General features: G+C 63.4%; 13 protein-coding genes. 6 read left to right on the top strand and 7 right to left on the bottom strand.

Annotated features, from left to right (window positions below):
- Positions 1 to 6: 6 nt before the first annotated feature.
- From P9217_RS11390 to mnmE, 4 genes are all read right to left on the bottom strand, one after another.
- Positions 7 to 804, bottom strand: a complete 798-nt coding sequence (locus P9217_RS11390) for a ParA family protein (RefSeq protein WP_278055172.1) — start codon at positions 802 to 804, stop codon at positions 7 to 9.
- A 17-nt stretch (positions 805 to 821) separates the two neighbouring features.
- The gene (gene rsmG / locus P9217_RS11385) at positions 822 to 1463 is read right to left on the bottom strand and encodes a 16S rRNA (guanine(527)-N(7))-methyltransferase RsmG (protein ID WP_127240872.1); all 642 of its coding nucleotides are present in this window, start codon (positions 1461 to 1463) and stop codon (positions 822 to 824) included.
- A complete protein-coding gene (gene mnmG / locus P9217_RS11380) occupies positions 1460 to 3334 on the bottom strand; it encodes a tRNA uridine-5-carboxymethylaminomethyl(34) synthesis enzyme MnmG (protein ID WP_278085994.1) in 1875 nt (624 codons plus the stop codon). Before mnmG ends, rsmG begins: the two co-directional genes overlap by 4 nt.
- Before the next feature lie 387 nt (positions 3335 to 3721).
- A complete protein-coding gene (mnmE, locus tag P9217_RS11375) occupies positions 3722 to 5035 on the bottom strand; it encodes a tRNA uridine-5-carboxymethylaminomethyl(34) synthesis GTPase MnmE (protein WP_278085995.1) in 1314 nt (437 codons plus the stop codon).
- A 110-nt stretch (positions 5036 to 5145) separates the two neighbouring features.
- On the opposite strand from mnmE, the gene P9217_RS11370 reads away from it, so the two are divergent.
- Positions 5146 to 7248, top strand: coding sequence for a thioredoxin domain-containing protein (locus tag P9217_RS11370; protein ID WP_278085996.1), 2103 nt, complete (start codon positions 5146 to 5148; stop codon positions 7246 to 7248).
- Between the two features lie 74 nt (positions 7249 to 7322).
- Here the strand turns inward: P9217_RS11370 and rho are convergent, their stop codons facing one another.
- The 3 genes from rho to hemE form a co-directional block, all read right to left on the bottom strand.
- Positions 7323 to 8588, bottom strand: a complete 1266-nt coding sequence (gene rho / locus P9217_RS11365) for a transcription termination factor Rho (protein WP_082953824.1) — start codon at positions 8586 to 8588, stop codon at positions 7323 to 7325.
- A gap of 167 nt (positions 8589 to 8755) precedes the next feature.
- On the bottom strand, positions 8756 to 9292 hold the full coding sequence (gene hemJ, locus P9217_RS11360; protein WP_066991492.1) for a protoporphyrinogen oxidase HemJ: 537 nt from the start codon (positions 9290 to 9292) through the stop codon (positions 8756 to 8758).
- Positions 9289 to 10317: a uroporphyrinogen decarboxylase gene (hemE, locus tag P9217_RS11355; RefSeq protein ID WP_278085997.1), complete on the bottom strand. Its 1029-nt coding sequence runs from the start codon at positions 10315 to 10317 to the stop codon at positions 9289 to 9291. The genes hemJ and hemE overlap by 4 nt, the downstream gene beginning before the upstream one ends.
- Before the next feature lie 402 nt (positions 10318 to 10719).
- Here hemE and P9217_RS11350 point away from each other — a divergent pair, with 402 nt between their 5' ends.
- The 5 genes from P9217_RS11350 to dnaQ all read left to right on the top strand — a co-directional run bounded on the left by P9217_RS11350 (position 10720) and on the right by dnaQ (position 14462).
- Entirely contained in the window at positions 10720 to 11541 is an 822-nt protein-coding gene (locus P9217_RS11350) for a pyruvate, water dikinase regulatory protein (protein WP_067323508.1), read from the top strand.
- Between the two features lie 106 nt (positions 11542 to 11647).
- Positions 11648 to 12247 (top strand): Maf-like protein, encoded by a 600-nt coding sequence (locus P9217_RS11345; RefSeq protein ID WP_278085998.1) that lies wholly within the window; start codon positions 11648 to 11650, stop codon positions 12245 to 12247.
- On the top strand, positions 12240 to 13073 hold the full coding sequence (locus tag P9217_RS11340) for a shikimate dehydrogenase (RefSeq protein WP_278085999.1): 834 nt from the start codon (positions 12240 to 12242) through the stop codon (positions 13071 to 13073). Before P9217_RS11345 ends, P9217_RS11340 begins: the two co-directional genes overlap by 8 nt.
- Position 13074: 1 nt before the next feature.
- On the top strand, positions 13075 to 13680 hold the full coding sequence (gene coaE / locus P9217_RS11335) for a dephospho-CoA kinase (RefSeq protein ID WP_127217282.1): 606 nt from the start codon (positions 13075 to 13077) through the stop codon (positions 13678 to 13680).
- A gap of 74 nt (positions 13681 to 13754) precedes the next feature.
- Positions 13755 to 14462 carry a DNA polymerase III subunit epsilon gene (gene dnaQ, locus P9217_RS11330; protein WP_095825105.1) on the top strand — a complete coding sequence of 236 codons (708 nt, stop codon included), beginning with the start codon at positions 13755 to 13757 and terminating at the stop codon, positions 14460 to 14462.
- Positions 14463 to 14683: the final 221 nt, after the last annotated feature.

Raw genomic sequence — 14683 nt, 5'->3', positions numbered from 1 at the left:
CGCTATTCAGGCGGCGCGCAGCTTGCGCTCGCGGCGGATCACTTCCGAGGCAAGCTGCAGATAGGCCTGGCTGCCGGAACATTTGAGATCGTAAAGGATTGCCGGCTTGCCGTAGGACGGCGCTTCGGAAACGCGCACGTTGCGCGGGATGATCGTCTCGTAGACCTTGTCGCCCATATGCGCGCGCACATCCTGCACCACCTGGTTGGCGAGGTTGTTGCGGCCATCGAACATGGTGAGCACGATGCCCTGGATGGTGAGGTCCGGATTGATCGTGCCGCGCACCTGCTCGACCGTTTCGAGCAATTGGCTAAGGCCTTCCAGCGCGAAGAACTCGCATTGCAGCGGCACCAGAACGGAATCGGCCGCCGCCATTGAATTCAAAGTCAAAAGATTGAGCGACGGCGGGCAGTCGATCAGCACATAGCCGAACGGCGCCGCGCGCGCGGCTGCCGCACGCAGCGCATTGCGCAGGCGCAGCACCCGGTCTGGCGCCGAGGCGATCTCCATTTCGATGCCGAGCAGATCGAGGGTTGAGGGCACGATGGACAAACCCGGCACCGCCGTCGGCACCGCGGCCGCCTCCAGCTCGAGTTCGCCGATCAGCACGTCGTAGGACGAGACGGTGCGATCCTTGCGTCCGATGCCGAGCCCGGTACTGGCATTGCCCTGCGGATCGAGGTCGACGATCAGCACGCGCTCGCCGATCGCGGCCAGCGCCGTCGCCAGATTGATCGCCGTGGTCGTCTTGCCGACGCCACCCTTCTGGTTGGCAACGGTGATGATACGCGGTCCAGTTTTCATGGGTCGATGCCAGTGATTCATTGCGGGGTCGCCGGGTGCAGATCGGTGATTTCCAGAATGACGCCATGAGCGTCTGTCATGCTTGGATGTTCTACCAGATCGAAGGTCCAGCGGTGAGCGCTTTCTTCCACTTCGGCCCGGTAATCCCGGCCTTTGTGAAAAAGCGAACGCGCGCCCTTGGTCAGCCAGGGTGCGGCAAGATCGAGCAGGTCCGGAAGCGCCGTCAATGCCCGCGCGGTAACGACTTCCGGTGCAGAAACAAGTGGATAGCTGTCATCGATGCGTCGCGCCAGCACGCGCGCCGGTAGGCCGAATTGGCCGACGACCGATTGCAGGAACGACGCCTTCTTGCGGTTGCTTTCAACCAGATCGATCGTGGCGCCCGGCCGCTCTGCAAGCAGAAAACCGAGTACCAATCCGGGAAAGCCGCCGCCCGAGCCGAGGTCGACCCAGCGCATTGCGGTCGGCGCGATTCGCGCAAGCTGGGCGCTGTCCAGGATGTGGCGGCGCCAGACGTCGTCTAGCGTCGATGGCGCCGCCAGATTGATGCTGCGGTTCCATTTTTGAAAATGCCGCTCGAAGGCCTGCAGCCGCTCGAATGTTTCACGTGAAACCGGACCCGCTGCCTTCTGCAGGTCCGCCCAGGCATCGCCACTCACGCGACCGACCTTCGTGCAGCCAGCTCGGCATTGCGAACATGCGCGACAATGATCGCCAGAGCCGCTGGCGTCATCCCTTCCATGCGCTGCGCGTCGGCAATCGAGCGCGGCCGGCGTGCCTTCATCTTCTGCTTCAGCTCATTGGAAAGGCCTGGCACGTCCGCGAAGTCGATGGTCTCCGGAATGAGCCGCGATTCCTCGTGCCTGATCTGCGCCACGTCAGCCTGTTGGCGCTCGAGATAGACGGAATATTTCGCCTCGGTCTCAAGCCGCTCTGCCGTGTTGGGGTCGAGTTCGCCAAACCGTGGCTCGATCCGCGTCAGCCAGGCCATGTCGACGCCGGGATAGGCGAGAAGGTCGTAGGCCGAACGCCGAACGCCGTCCCGGTTGATCTCCAGTCCATGCCGCGCGGCTTCATTCGGCGTGAAGGCGATCGACTTTGCCAGCGAGCGGGCAGCGTCGAGCTTCACACTGATCGCGCCGAAACGTTGCATCCGCTCGGAGGAGACGATCCGCAAGCGGTCGGCCAGCGGCGTCAGCCGCTCGTCGGCATTGTCGGCGCGCAGCGAAAGCCGGAACTCCGCCCGCGAAGTGAACATGCGATAGGGTTCGGCGATGCCGCGGCTGGTGAGGTCGTCGATCATCACGCCGACATAGGCTTCGGTGCGGCTGAGCACGACTGACTCGCTTGACGATGCCCTGCGCGCGGCGTTGATGCCGGCAAGCAGGCCCTGCGCGCCGGCTTCCTCGTAGCCGGTGGTGCCGTTGACCTGCCCCGCCAAAAAAAGCCCGGCGACGCGTTTCGTCTCCAGCGTCGGCTTGAGCTCGCGCGGGTCGACATGGTCATATTCGATGGCGTATCCCGGCTGCAGCATCGTCGCCCGTTCCAGGCCGGGGATCGTCTTCAACATGTCGAGCTGCACCTCTTCCGGCAGCGAGGTCGAGATGCCGTTCGGATAGACGGTGTCGTCGTCGAGGCCCTCCGGCTCTAGGAAGATCTGGTGACCCTCGCGGTCGCCGAACTTGACGATCTTGTCCTCGATCGAGGGACAGTAGCGCGGCCCAACGCCTTCGATCGAGCCGGAATACATCGCCGAACGCTTCAAATTGAGGCGAATCAACTCATGTGTCGCTTGCGTAGTGCGTGTGATACCGCAGTTGATCTGCGGGTTCGCGATGCGGTCTGTCATCAGCGAGAACGGCACCGGCTGATCGTCTGCGGCCTGGCTTTCCAGCGAGTCCCAATCGATGGTGCGGCCGTCGAGGCGAGGGGGCGTCCCGGTCTTCAGCCGCCCGAGCTTGAAACCGGCCCGCGTCATCGTCGCCGAAAGCCCATGACTCGCCTGCTCGTTCATCCGGCCGGCGACGATTTTCTTCTCGCCGATATGGATCAGCCCGCGCAGGAATGTGCCGGTCGTCAGCACTACGGAACCGCAGGCGAACCGCCTGTCACCGGAGACCAGCACGGCCGCAACCCGACCGTCCTCGATCTCGAGGTCCAGGACTTCGCCTTCCACCACGTCGAGATTGGCCTGCTCGCGGAGCGCCGCCTGCATGGCAAGGCGATAGAGCTTGCGGTCGGCCTGGGTCCGCGGCCCACGCACCGCCGGGCCCTTGCGGCGGTTGAGCAGGCGGAATTGGATGCCGGCGGCATCCGCGATGCGGCCCATCAACCCGTCCATGGCGTCGATCTCGCGCACGAGATGACCCTTGCCGAGTCCGCCGATGGCCGGATTGCAGGACATGACGCCGATCGTCTCGAAGCGCAGCGTCACCAGCGTCGTCCTGGCGCCGGCGCGCGCTGCCGCGCTCGCCGCTTCGCATCCGGCATGGCCGCCGCCCACCACCACCACGTCATAGTGATTGGTCATTGCAAGAATCCGTTTCAGAGATGCTTTGACACATGTCCCCGCCAGCCTCCGCTGTCAAGGATGCAGTCCATTGCGGAGGTGATCGCCGGGGATGGGGCTGCGTGCCAGTGGTCTGCCTGTCCAACCTCGTCCCGCATAGAAGAGAGGCGCTTCTCCCACGGACGATTTTCACTCTCAAGCGCTGCGAATCAGCGCTGTTGCTTTAGTGGCCAGCCATCCTCGCCTTCTACGGGGCAGGCAATGAGGGGAGCGCTGTTTGGCGCTGGATCGAACAGGCCACGTATCCCTGGAGCCCGGACTCGTTTCACGTGAAACACCATCCGCCGCATCCTGCCGTTGTTTCACGTGAATCATCCGGCGCGCATAGTCGCCCGCGTTTCACGTGAATCACTTGCCAATGCAGAACTGTGAAAAGATGACGTCGAGCATATCCTCGACATCGACAGCGCCGATAATTCGCCCGAGCCGATCCGTGGCCACCCGCAACTCTTCCGCGCGCAGCTCCAGGCTTTGCCCCGACAGCGCCGCCAAAAGAAAATCCTTCGCCTCCCTCAGCAGCTCGACATGGCGGAGCCTCGACGGCAGGATATCACCGGCCTCTCCGACTGCGGCTGCGGCGCGACCCGCAATCTCGTCCAGCAGTTCCGAAATTCCGGTACCTTCCTTGGAAGAGATGGCCAAATCATAGGCCCCTCCGCGCGCTCCCATGAGATCGGTTTTGGTCCCGATGCTCAGGAGCGGAACACCTGTCGGAACCGCGCCGACGGGCTGTGGATCGACCATATCCTCCAGCAGCAAAACCAGGTCGGCGCCACCGGCCTTGGCACGCGCTCGTTCGATGCCGATCGTCTCCACCTTGCCGGCGGCCTCGCGCAGGCCTGCCGTATCGACGACCCGAACTCTCATCCCGTGGAGGTCCAGCACCACCTCCAGCAGGTCGCGCGTGGTGCCCGGCTCGTCGGTGACGATTGCCGCCTCGCGTTGGGCCAGGGCGTTGAACAGACTGGACTTGCCGGCATTCGGCGCGCCGAGGATGACGACCTCGAAGCCATCGCGAATGATCTCGGCCGCCTTGAACCCCTGAATGTGGCGTTCGATCTCGTCGGCCATCGCCGCCACATCGGTCCAGACCGCCTTCGAGACCGAACCCGGCACATCCTCCTCCTCAGCGAAGTCGATTTCCGCCTCGATCATTGCTCGAGCATGGATCAACCGCCGGCGCCACCCCGAATAGAGCTCGCTCTGCGCGCCCTCGGCGTTACGCACGGCAAAGCGTCGCTGCGCCTCCGTCTCGGCATTGACGAGGTCCGCCAGCGCCTCGGTCTCGACCAGATCGAGCTTGCCGTTGAGAAAGGCGCGCCGCGTGAATTCGCCAGGCTCGGCATGTCTGACGCCGGCAAAGCCGGTGAGCGTTTCCAGCATTTTTGCCGCAACGGCGCGGCTGCCGTGTACATGGAACTCGCCAACGTCCTCGCCGGTGAAGCTGCTAGGTCCGGGAAAGAACACGACAAGCCCGTGATCGATGACCGAACCGTCCGCTGCCATCAGCTTGCGCAACGTGGTAAAGCGATCCTTAATACCGCCACCGACAATCGTTTCGAGTACGAATCGAGTCTTGGGGCCGGAGATGCGAATTACGGCGATGCCGGCGGGCAGGCGACCGCTCGACAGCGCTACGATAGATTCCTTCGAAGTTGCCATTTGCCCGACCTGCCGAACCACCCTAGGTATCTTCTTTCAGGCGCCGTTCCGGACGTCAGCCGTAGCTTTCCCGGAATTGCCTGCTCATCAACCAAGCCGAGCCGCTCATTGTGACCTTGCCCGCGCGAAACCTGCTTGCCGAAGAGGCCAGCCCCTATCTGCAGCAGCACAGCGACAATCCCGTGCATTGGCGGGGCTGGTCTCCGGCCGCCCTTGCCGAGGCGAAGGAACTCGGACGGCCGATCCTGCTGTCCATCGGCTATGCCGCCTGCCACTGGTGCCATGTCATGGCCCATGAAAGCTTCGAGAACGATGCCGTCGCCGCCGTCATGAACCGCCTCTTCGTCAATATCAAGGTCGATCGCGAGGAGCGCCCGGATATCGACCAGATCTACATGGCGGCACTCCATGCCATGGGCGAGCAGGGCGGCTGGCCGCTGACCATGTTCCTCACGCCCGATGGCAAGCCTTTCTGGGGTGGCACCTATTTTCCGCGCGAGGCGCGCTATGGACGGCCGGGCTTTGTCCAGGTGCTGGAGGCGGTCGACAAGGCCTGGCGCGAGAAGCAGGAGAGCCTTGGCCAAAGCGCCGACGCGCTGACGACCCATGTCGAGCAGCGGCTGGCCGGCGCGAAGGGAAAGGCGGTGCTCGACCGCGGCACGCTTGCCGATCTTGCCGGCCGCATCGAGGGCATGATCGACCCCGATCTCGGCGGCTTGCGCGGCGCGCCGAAATTCCCCAACGCGCCCTTCATGCACAGTCTGTGGCTGTCCTGGCTGCGCGACGGCCAGACCGCCCATCGCGACGCCGTGCTCATCAGCCTGGAAAAAATGCTCGCCGGCGGCATCTACGACCATGTCGGCGGCGGTCTCAGCCGTTACTCGACCGATGCCGAATGGCTGGTCCCGCATTTCGAGAAGATGCTTTACGACAACGCCCAGCTCATCCGCATGTGCAATTGGGCCTTCGCGGCAACAGGCAATGAGTTGTTTCGGAAGCGAATCGAGGAAACCGTGGCCTGGCTGCTGCGGGAAATGCGCGTCGAGGGCGGCGCCTTCGCCGCCAGCCTCGATGCCGATAGCGAAGGCGCGGAGGGGTTGTTCTACACCTGGAGCGGGGAAGAGGTTGAAGCCGCACTCGGTGCTGATTCCGCTCGCTTCTTCCAATATTTCGAGCTCGCCGCTCCGCATGGCTGGGAAGGCAAGCCCATCATCCGCCACAGCGAGGCACAGCAGCGCCAGGGGATCAGCGATGACGCTCAGCTCGCAGCGCTGAAGGCGAAATTGCTAGCTGCCAGAGAAAATCGCGTCAGGCCCGGCCGCGACGCCAAGGCGCTTACCGATTGGAACGGATTGATGATTGCGGCCCTCGCGGAAGCGGGCCGCTCCTTCGGGCGAGCCGACTGGGTGGACGCCGCCGTCAAGGCCTTCGCCCACATCATCGAAGCCAGCAAGGACGGCCGCCTGCCGCATTCGATGCTCGGCGACAAGAAGCTTTTCCCGGCGCTGTCGAGCGACTATGCCGCCATGACCAACGCGGCGATCGCGCTGTTCGAGGCAACCGGCAGTTCTGCCTATATGGACCATGCCCGGCAGTTCATCGATCGGCTCGACCGCTGGCATCAGGATCCTGAAAAGACCGGCTATTATCTGACGGCGTCCGACAGCGTCGATGTGCCGATCCGTATCCGCGGCGATGTCGATGAGGCAATCCCCTCCGCCACCGGCCAGATCGTCGAGGCGCTGGTCCGGCTCTCGTCCCTTACCGGCGATCACGATCTTTGGGCAAAGGCATGGACGACAGCCGAACACGCCATGGGTCGCGCCGCGCAGCAAGCCTACGGCCAGGCCGGCATCATCAACGCGTGCGCGCTGGCGCTCGAACCGCTGAAGCTCGTCATCATAGACAAGCTTGATTCCTCAAGCCTTGTTCCGGTGGCGAATCGGAGTTCCGATCCACGCCGGGTCGATGTCGTACTGCCCATCGGTACGGAAGCGAATCAACCGCTTTTGCCGGGCGGCGTGCTGCCGCCGACGGATAAGCCGGGAGCCTGGTTCTGCAGCGGACAGACATGCCTGCCGGCGGTTACGGATGCGGGCGAGCTGGAGAAGCTGTTGCGGCACCCAGGATCTATGTCGCGGCGCTTCCGACGAATGCGGCGGTGCGGAATTCTGCACCGCCGCAAAGCTCAAAAAACAACGGCATGGACTTAGGGTTCTGCGCAGCGTCGCCTCGCTCCTTGCTCCGCCTTGTATGCCGAAGAAAGGACCGGTCCCTCGGCGCCCGATCAGGTATTCATCGAATCGAAGAAATCCGCGTTGGTCTTGGTCTGCTTGAGCTTGTCGATGAGGAATTCGATCGCATCGGTCGTTCCCATCGGCGCAAGGATCCGGCGCAGCACGAAGATCTTCTGCAGATCCGAACGCGGCACCAGAAGGTCCTCCTTGCGGGTCCCGGACTTGAGGATGTCGATCGCCGGGTAGATGCGTTTGTCGGCCACCTTGCGGTCGAGCTGAATTTCACAGTTACCGGTGCCCTTGAACTCTTCGAAAATGACTTCGTCCATGCGGCTGCCGGTGTCGATCAGCGCGGTGGCGATGATGGTCAGCGACCCGCCTTCCTCAATGTTGCGGGCGGCGCCGAAGAAGCGCTTCGGACGCTGCAGCGCGTTGGCGTCGACACCGCCGGTCAACACCTTGCCGGATGACGGCACCACGGTGTTGTAGGCGCGTCCGAGGCGGGTGATCGAATCGAGCAGGATGACGACATCGCGCCCATGCTCGACCAGGCGCTTGGCCTTCTCGATCACCATTTCGGCGACCTGCACATGGCGCGCTGCCGGTTCGTCGAAGGTCGAGGAAATGACTTCGCCCTTGACCGAGCGCTGCATGTCGGTGACTTCCTCCGGACGCTCGTCGATCAGAAGAACGATCAGGTAGCATTCCGGATGGTTCGCGGTGATCGAGTGCGCGATGTTCTGCAACAGCACCGTCTTACCGGTGCGCGGCTGAGCGTTGATCAGCGCGCGCTGGCCCTTGCCGATCGGCGCCACCAGGTCGATCACACGCGGCGAGATGTCCTTGGTCGGGGGATTGTCGACCTCCATCTTCAGCCGCGAGGTCGGGTAGAGCGGCGTCAGATTGTCGAAGTGGATCTTGTGCCGGATCTTCTCCGGATCATCGAAATTGATGGTGTTGACCTTGAGCAGCGCGAAATAACGCTCGCCTTCCTTCGGGCTGCGGATCGGCCCTTCGACCGTGTCGCCGGTCTTCAGCGAAAAGCGCCTGATCTGCGACGGTGAAATATAGATATCGTCGGGACCTGGCAGGTAATTGGCGTTGGCCGAGCGCAGGAAGCCGAAACCGTCCTGCAGTACCTCGACCACGCCTTCGCCGATGATCTCGACATCCTGGATGGCGAGCTTCTTCAGGATCGCGAACATCAGCTCCTGCTTGCGCATGACGCTGGCGTTCTCCACCTCGAGCGATTCGGCGTAAGCGATCAGCTCCGGCGGCTTCTTATTCTTGAACTCTGCGAGTTTCATTTCTTGCATTAGATGGACTCTGGGTAGGCTTTGGGGAGAAAAAATCGGCTGGATGCGACAAATGCCGGGCGCGGCCGAAAGCGAGAAAGGGGCGGCGCATGACGGGAAGGAAGACCCGTCTTTTATCGTCGGTCGCCTGAAAGAGCAAGCCGCCTTTTGCCGGGTGTGGGGAAGCCTCAGAACGGCTTCACGATGACCAGGATGACGATGACGATCATCAGCAATGTGGGGAGTTCATTGACGATCCGCCAGTGCCTCGCCGGCTTTTCGTTCTTGTCCTCGGCAAATTTTCTCACCGCGCCGGCGAGATAGCCATGCAGACCCGAAAGCAGCAGCACGGCGAGGATCTTGGCGTGCAGCCAGCCGCCCTGGAAACCGAAGCCCTTCCAGGCGAGCCAAAGCCCGAACACCCAGGTCACGGTCATCGCCGGGTTGATGATGGCGCGCAGCAGCCGGCGCTCCATCACCTTGAAGGTCTCGGACTGCACGGAGCCTTTCTCGGCGTCGACATGATAGACGAAGAGCCGGGGCAGATAGAGCATCCCGGCCATCCAGGCGATGACGGCAATCACATGGATTGCCTTCGCCCAGGGATAGAAGCTGTCCGGGGCCACAAGGAAGAGCAGGGCGGTCAGGACGACCAGCAGGACGATGCCGATCAACATGCGCTTCATCGCCTGGCCGGCGCTGTTCTCGTTGGTCGTCTCGGTCATCGATGGCTCCGCACCATTTTCACCATAGCCTCGACATGCGCCACCGGCGTTTCCGGCGTGATGCCGTGGCCGAGATTGAAGATCAGCGGCCCGTTGCCCAGCGTGCTAAGGATGGCATCGACGCCGTCGGCCAGCGCCCTGCCGCCGGCAACCAGGCGAAGCGGATCGAGATTGCCCTGCACCGCGCCTTCGCGTTGCAATTCCTGCGCCATCGACAGCGGCACGGTCCAGTCGATCCCGAGACCGGTGATCCCGGTCTTCTTCCTGTAATCGCGATAGCGCTCGCCGGCGCCCTTGGGGAACCCGATCACCGGAACATCCGGACGCGCGGCCTTCACTTGCCGGACAATCTCCGCAACGGGCTCGATGCAAAACGCCTCAAAGGACGCTTCATCGAGAACACCCGACCAGGAGTCGAAAATCTGCACCACATCGGCGCCGGCCTCGATCTGGCGGATGAGATAGGCGGCCGAATGATCGGCCAGTATCTTCAGGAGCCGCGCAAGGGCCTCCGGCTCGCGATAGGCAAAAAGCCTGGCCGGTCCCTGATCCGGCGTGCCGTGGCCGGCAATCATATAGGTCGCCACCGTCCACGGCGCGCCGCAGAAGCCGATCAAGGTCGTTTCCACCGGAAGCTTCTCACGCAGACGGCGGACGGTTTCGTAGACCGGTTCGAGATTCACGTGAAACGTTTCGCCGTCCAGGCCCTCGATTTCGGCTGCCGCAATCGGCTTGAGGATCGGCCCGTATCCCTCTTCGAAGCGGACATCTCGTCCCAGCGCATCGGGCACAACCAGGATATCGGAGAACAGGATCGAAGCATCGAAGCCGAAGCGCTCGATCGGCTGCAGCGTCACCTCGACGGCAAGATCCGGATCATAGCAGAGATCGAGGAAAGAACCGGCCCGCTTCCGGGTCTCGCGATACTCCGGCAGATAACGCCCTGCCTGACGCATCATCCAGAGCGGCGGCGGTGAAACCGTCTCGCCCTTGAGGACGTCCAGCACGATCCGTTTCCCAGCCATCCAGTGCTCGCCCTCTCCAGGTCTCTTAAATCAAATATCTATTTTAAAAGAGTCTTCTGATTCTAAGAGTCTGTTGGTTGTGGTGGTTGCGACCTGTCCCGCCTGCCGCTCGAAAAGGCCAGTCAGCATATTGTCGCGCAGCCGCTTTCTCAATTTGGAGCGATCTGGGGACGAACTGGATTCAGGCTTTCGAGTCAGCGCCTTGGCTCTTCTGCTGCGGACCTCGAGCTGTGGATGATATCGGCCAAGAAAAGTTGATCCCCGGTTTTGTCCCCAGCGCGCCGACAAAGCCTACAGCGGGGCGAATTGTGGACAAGGTGGCATCTGATACAGTCGCCTTCGACGTCACGACCTTTCTGTCCAACCTTGTCCACATCTGCCCACAGTCTGGAACCAACTCTTGTGAACAAACCCCAGAGCTTCTTCCATCTGCATCTGATTTCCGACGCCACCGGCGAGACGCTGCTGGCGGCAGGCCGCGCCGCCTCCGCCCAATATAAGGACGCACGCGCCATCGAGCATATTTATCCGCTGATCCGCACGGAAAAGCAGGTCGCCAAGGTGTTCGAGGATATCGAGGAGGAGCCCGGCATCATTCTCTACACCGTGGTCGACCAGAAGCTCGCGCGCAGCATCGACGAGCGCTGCGCCGCCATGGGCCTGCCTTGCGTTTCGGTGCTGGAGCCCGTGCTCAGCGTCTTCCAGTCCTATCTCGGCACGCCGGCCGGTCGGCGCGTCGGCGCCCAGCATGTGCTCGACGCCGAATATTTCCGCCGCATCGATGCGCTGAACTTCACCATGGAGCATGACGACGGCCAGTTGCCGGCCAACATGGACGATGCCGATGTCGTGCTGATCGGCATCTCGCGCACCTCCAAGACGCCGACGAGCATCTATCTCGCCAATCGCGGAATCAAGACCGCCAACATTCCGATCGTGCTCGGCGTGCCGCTGCCGGAAAGCCTGATCAACGCCAGGACGCCGCTGATCGTCGGCCTCGTCGCCACGGCCGAGCGCATCTCGCATGTTCGCCAGAACCGCATCCTCGGCAACAGCAACAACTACGTGCCGACCGACTATGTCGACCGCGCCGCCATCGCCGAGGAGCTCGCCTACGCGCGTCAGCTCTGCACCAGGCATGGCTGGCCGATGATCGACGTCAGCCGGCGCTCGATCGAGGAAACCGCGGCGGCGATCGTTGCCCTGCGGGGCAAGACGCGCTAGGGCAGGCGATATAAGTGAGCATTCCGTCCTGAGAGAAGGTGGCTCGGCGCATAGCGCCGAGACGGGTGACGGGCGCTGGACGGATCGCAACCGTTGGTGAACCAGTATGGCCGGCAAAATCGTCCTCGCTTCGGGCAGCCCGTTCCGCAAGGCAATGCTTATCAATGCCGGGCTCGACATCGAGGCGGTGCCGGCAGACGTCGACGAGCGCGCGCTCGAGGCGCCCTTGCAGGACAGCGGCGTGTCTCCCGAGGATGTCGCTTCGATCCTTGCCGAAGCCAAGGCGACCGAGGTCAGCGAGCGCCGGCCGGGCGCGCTGGTGCTCGGTTGCGACCAGACGCTGTCGCTTGGCGACGAAATCTTCCACAAGCCGGCCGATATGGAAGGGGCGCGGAGGCATCTCCTGGCCTTGTCGGGCAAGACCCATCAGCTGAACAGCGCCGCCGTGCTCTGCCGCGATGGCGAAGTGCTGTGGCGCCATGTCGGCATCGCCAGCCTCACCATGCGCAAGCTCGATCCCGCCTTCATCGGCCGCCACCTGGCGCGCGTCGGCGCCAAGGCGCTGGCGAGTGTCGGCGCCTACCAGATCGAGGCCGAGGGCATCCAGCTCTTCGAAAGGATCGAGGGCGACTATTTCACCATCGTCGGCCTGCCGCTGTTGCCGGTGCTGAAGGAGCTGCGCGCATTGGGAGCGATCGATGGTTGAGAAGCGGGCCTTCGTCACCGGCCACCCGATCGCGCATTCGCGCTCGCCCAAGATCCACCGCCACTGGCTGGAGGAATACGGCATCGACGGCAGCTACCAGGCTATCGACGTTCGGCCGGAGGATTTCGCAGCATTCCTGAAATCGCTGGACGAGAATGGCTATTGCGGCGGCAATGTCACCATCCCGCACAAGGAAGCAGCCTACGCCTTGGTCGAACGCCGCGACGAGGCCGCCGAAGCCATCGGCGCGGTCAACACGCTGTGGCTGGAAGACGGCGTGCTGTGGGGCGGCAATACCGACGCTCTCGGCTTTGCCGGCAATCTCGATGAACACGCCCCCGGCTGGGCGGCGAATGGTCCGGCCGTGGTGCTGGGCGCGGGCGGTGCCTCCCGCGCCGTCATCTACGCCCTGAAGGACCGAGGTCTCAACGACATCCGCATCGTCAACCGTACGCTGGCAAGGGCTGAGGAACTCGCCGACCGGTTCGGCGCCGGGGTTTCGGCGCATGGCGCCGGCGCGGTCGGCGAATTGCTTTCCGACGCCGGCCTGCTCATCAACACCACCGCGCTCGGCATGCATGGCAACGAGACCCTCGCCGCCGATCCGGCCGGTCTGCCCGGCCATGCCATCGTCACCGACATCGTCTATGTACCGCTGGAGACGCCGCTGCTTGCTGCCGCCAGGGCGCGCGGCCTGAAGACGGTCGATGGCCTCGGCATGCTGCTGCACCAGGCCGTGCCCGGCTTCGAGCGCTGGTTCGGCAAGCGGCCGCAGGTGACGCCGCAATTGCGGCGCATGATCGTCGCCGACATCGAAGCGCATTGACATGATCGTGCTCGGCCTCACCGGATCGATCGGGATGGGCAAGTCGACCACGGCAAAGATGTTCGCCGAGGCCGGCGTTCCGGTGCATGATTCCGACGAGACCGTGCATCGCCTCTATGCCGGCAAGGCAGCACCCCTGGTCGAACGAGCCTTTCCCGGCACGACAAAAGCGGGCGTGGTCGATCGCGCAAGGCTGGCCGAGACAGTGCTGGGCGATCCCGCCGCGCTGAAAAAGCTGGAGGCGATCATCCATCCGCTGGTACGGGCCGACGCCGATGCATTTTTGGCTCGGCATCGTGCGGCCGGGGCGCCGATTGCGGTGCTCGACATTCCGCTGCTGTTCGAGACCGGCGGCCGCAATCGCGTCGACAAGGTCGTGGTCGTCACCGCGCCGGCCGAGATCCAGCGCGCCCGCGTGCTCGCCAGGCCCGGGATGAGCGAAGATAAATTCGCTTCCATCCTCGCCAAGCAGGTGCCTGACGCCGAGAAACGCCGTCAGGCGGATTTCATCGTCGACACCGGCCAGGGTTTTGATGCCGCACGTGCGGCGGTGGCAGCCATCGTCAGCGAATTGACCGGGGATAAGTCCGGCAAAAACGCTTCCTGACGGCCGCTGTCAGCAGTCCCCATTGCCATTTTGTTCCGGTTTGTGATTCTGCTCTTTAGAGCGGATTGATTCGAATGCGTGAGATCATCTTCGATACCGAAACCACCGGCCTCGATTTGCGCGACGACCGCATCATCGAGCTCGGCGGCGTCGAGCTGGTCAACCGTTTCCCGACCGGCCGCACCTTCCACAAGTTCATCAATCCGCAAGGCCGCGCCATTCACGCCGAGGCGCAGGCCGTGCATGGCATCAGCGCGGCGGATCTGGCCGGCAAGCCGACCTTCGCCGAAATCGCCGAGGAATGGCTGGCCTTCACCGACGGCGCCAAGCTGATCGCCCACAACGCCACTTTCGACCTTGGCTTCCTGAACCTCGAATACAGCCGGCTCGGTCATCCGGCCATCGATCCCGGCCGCATCGTCGACACGCTGGCGATCGCGCGCCGCAAGCATCCGATGGGTCCGAACTCGCTGGACGCGCTTTGCCGCCGCTACGGCATCGACAACACCCGCCGCACCAAGCACGGGGCGCTTCTCGACTCCGAATTGCTGGCCGAGGTCTATATCGAGCTCATCGGCGGCAAGCAGGCGGCACTGGTCCTGGAAACCGTGGCCGTGCAGGTGAACGGCAGCGGCGAAGTCGCCGATATCGACATTTCGATCGGCGCAAGGCCGATCGCGCTGCCGCCGCGCCTCACCGAGGCGGATCGGGCGGCGCATGCCGGGCTGGTCGGCACGCTCGGCGAAAAGGCGTTGTGGCTGAAGGTGGTGGCCGCAGGGTGAGCGGGGCGCTCCGGCGCCAACCGACGCGATTGGCCGAACCGCCATCCCTTCATCATACCCGGGCTTGACCCGAGTATCCATGCCGTGACCCTTGCCGCGGAGCGCAACGGTGCAGAATTCTGTAATCGCAGCAGCGCCTTAGCGTCACGGCATATGTTCTAACGTCGCTCCGCTCCTTGCTCGGCCCAGAATGACGACCTAACGAATGTCGTCGCTAATCC

The sequence above is a fragment of the Mesorhizobium sp. WSM4989 genome (assembly GCF_029625795.1).
Lineage (GTDB): Bacteria > Pseudomonadota > Alphaproteobacteria > Rhizobiales > Rhizobiaceae > Mesorhizobium.
Note: the sequence above shows the minus strand (reverse complement) of the source record. Positions and strands in the feature narration are given on the sequence as shown.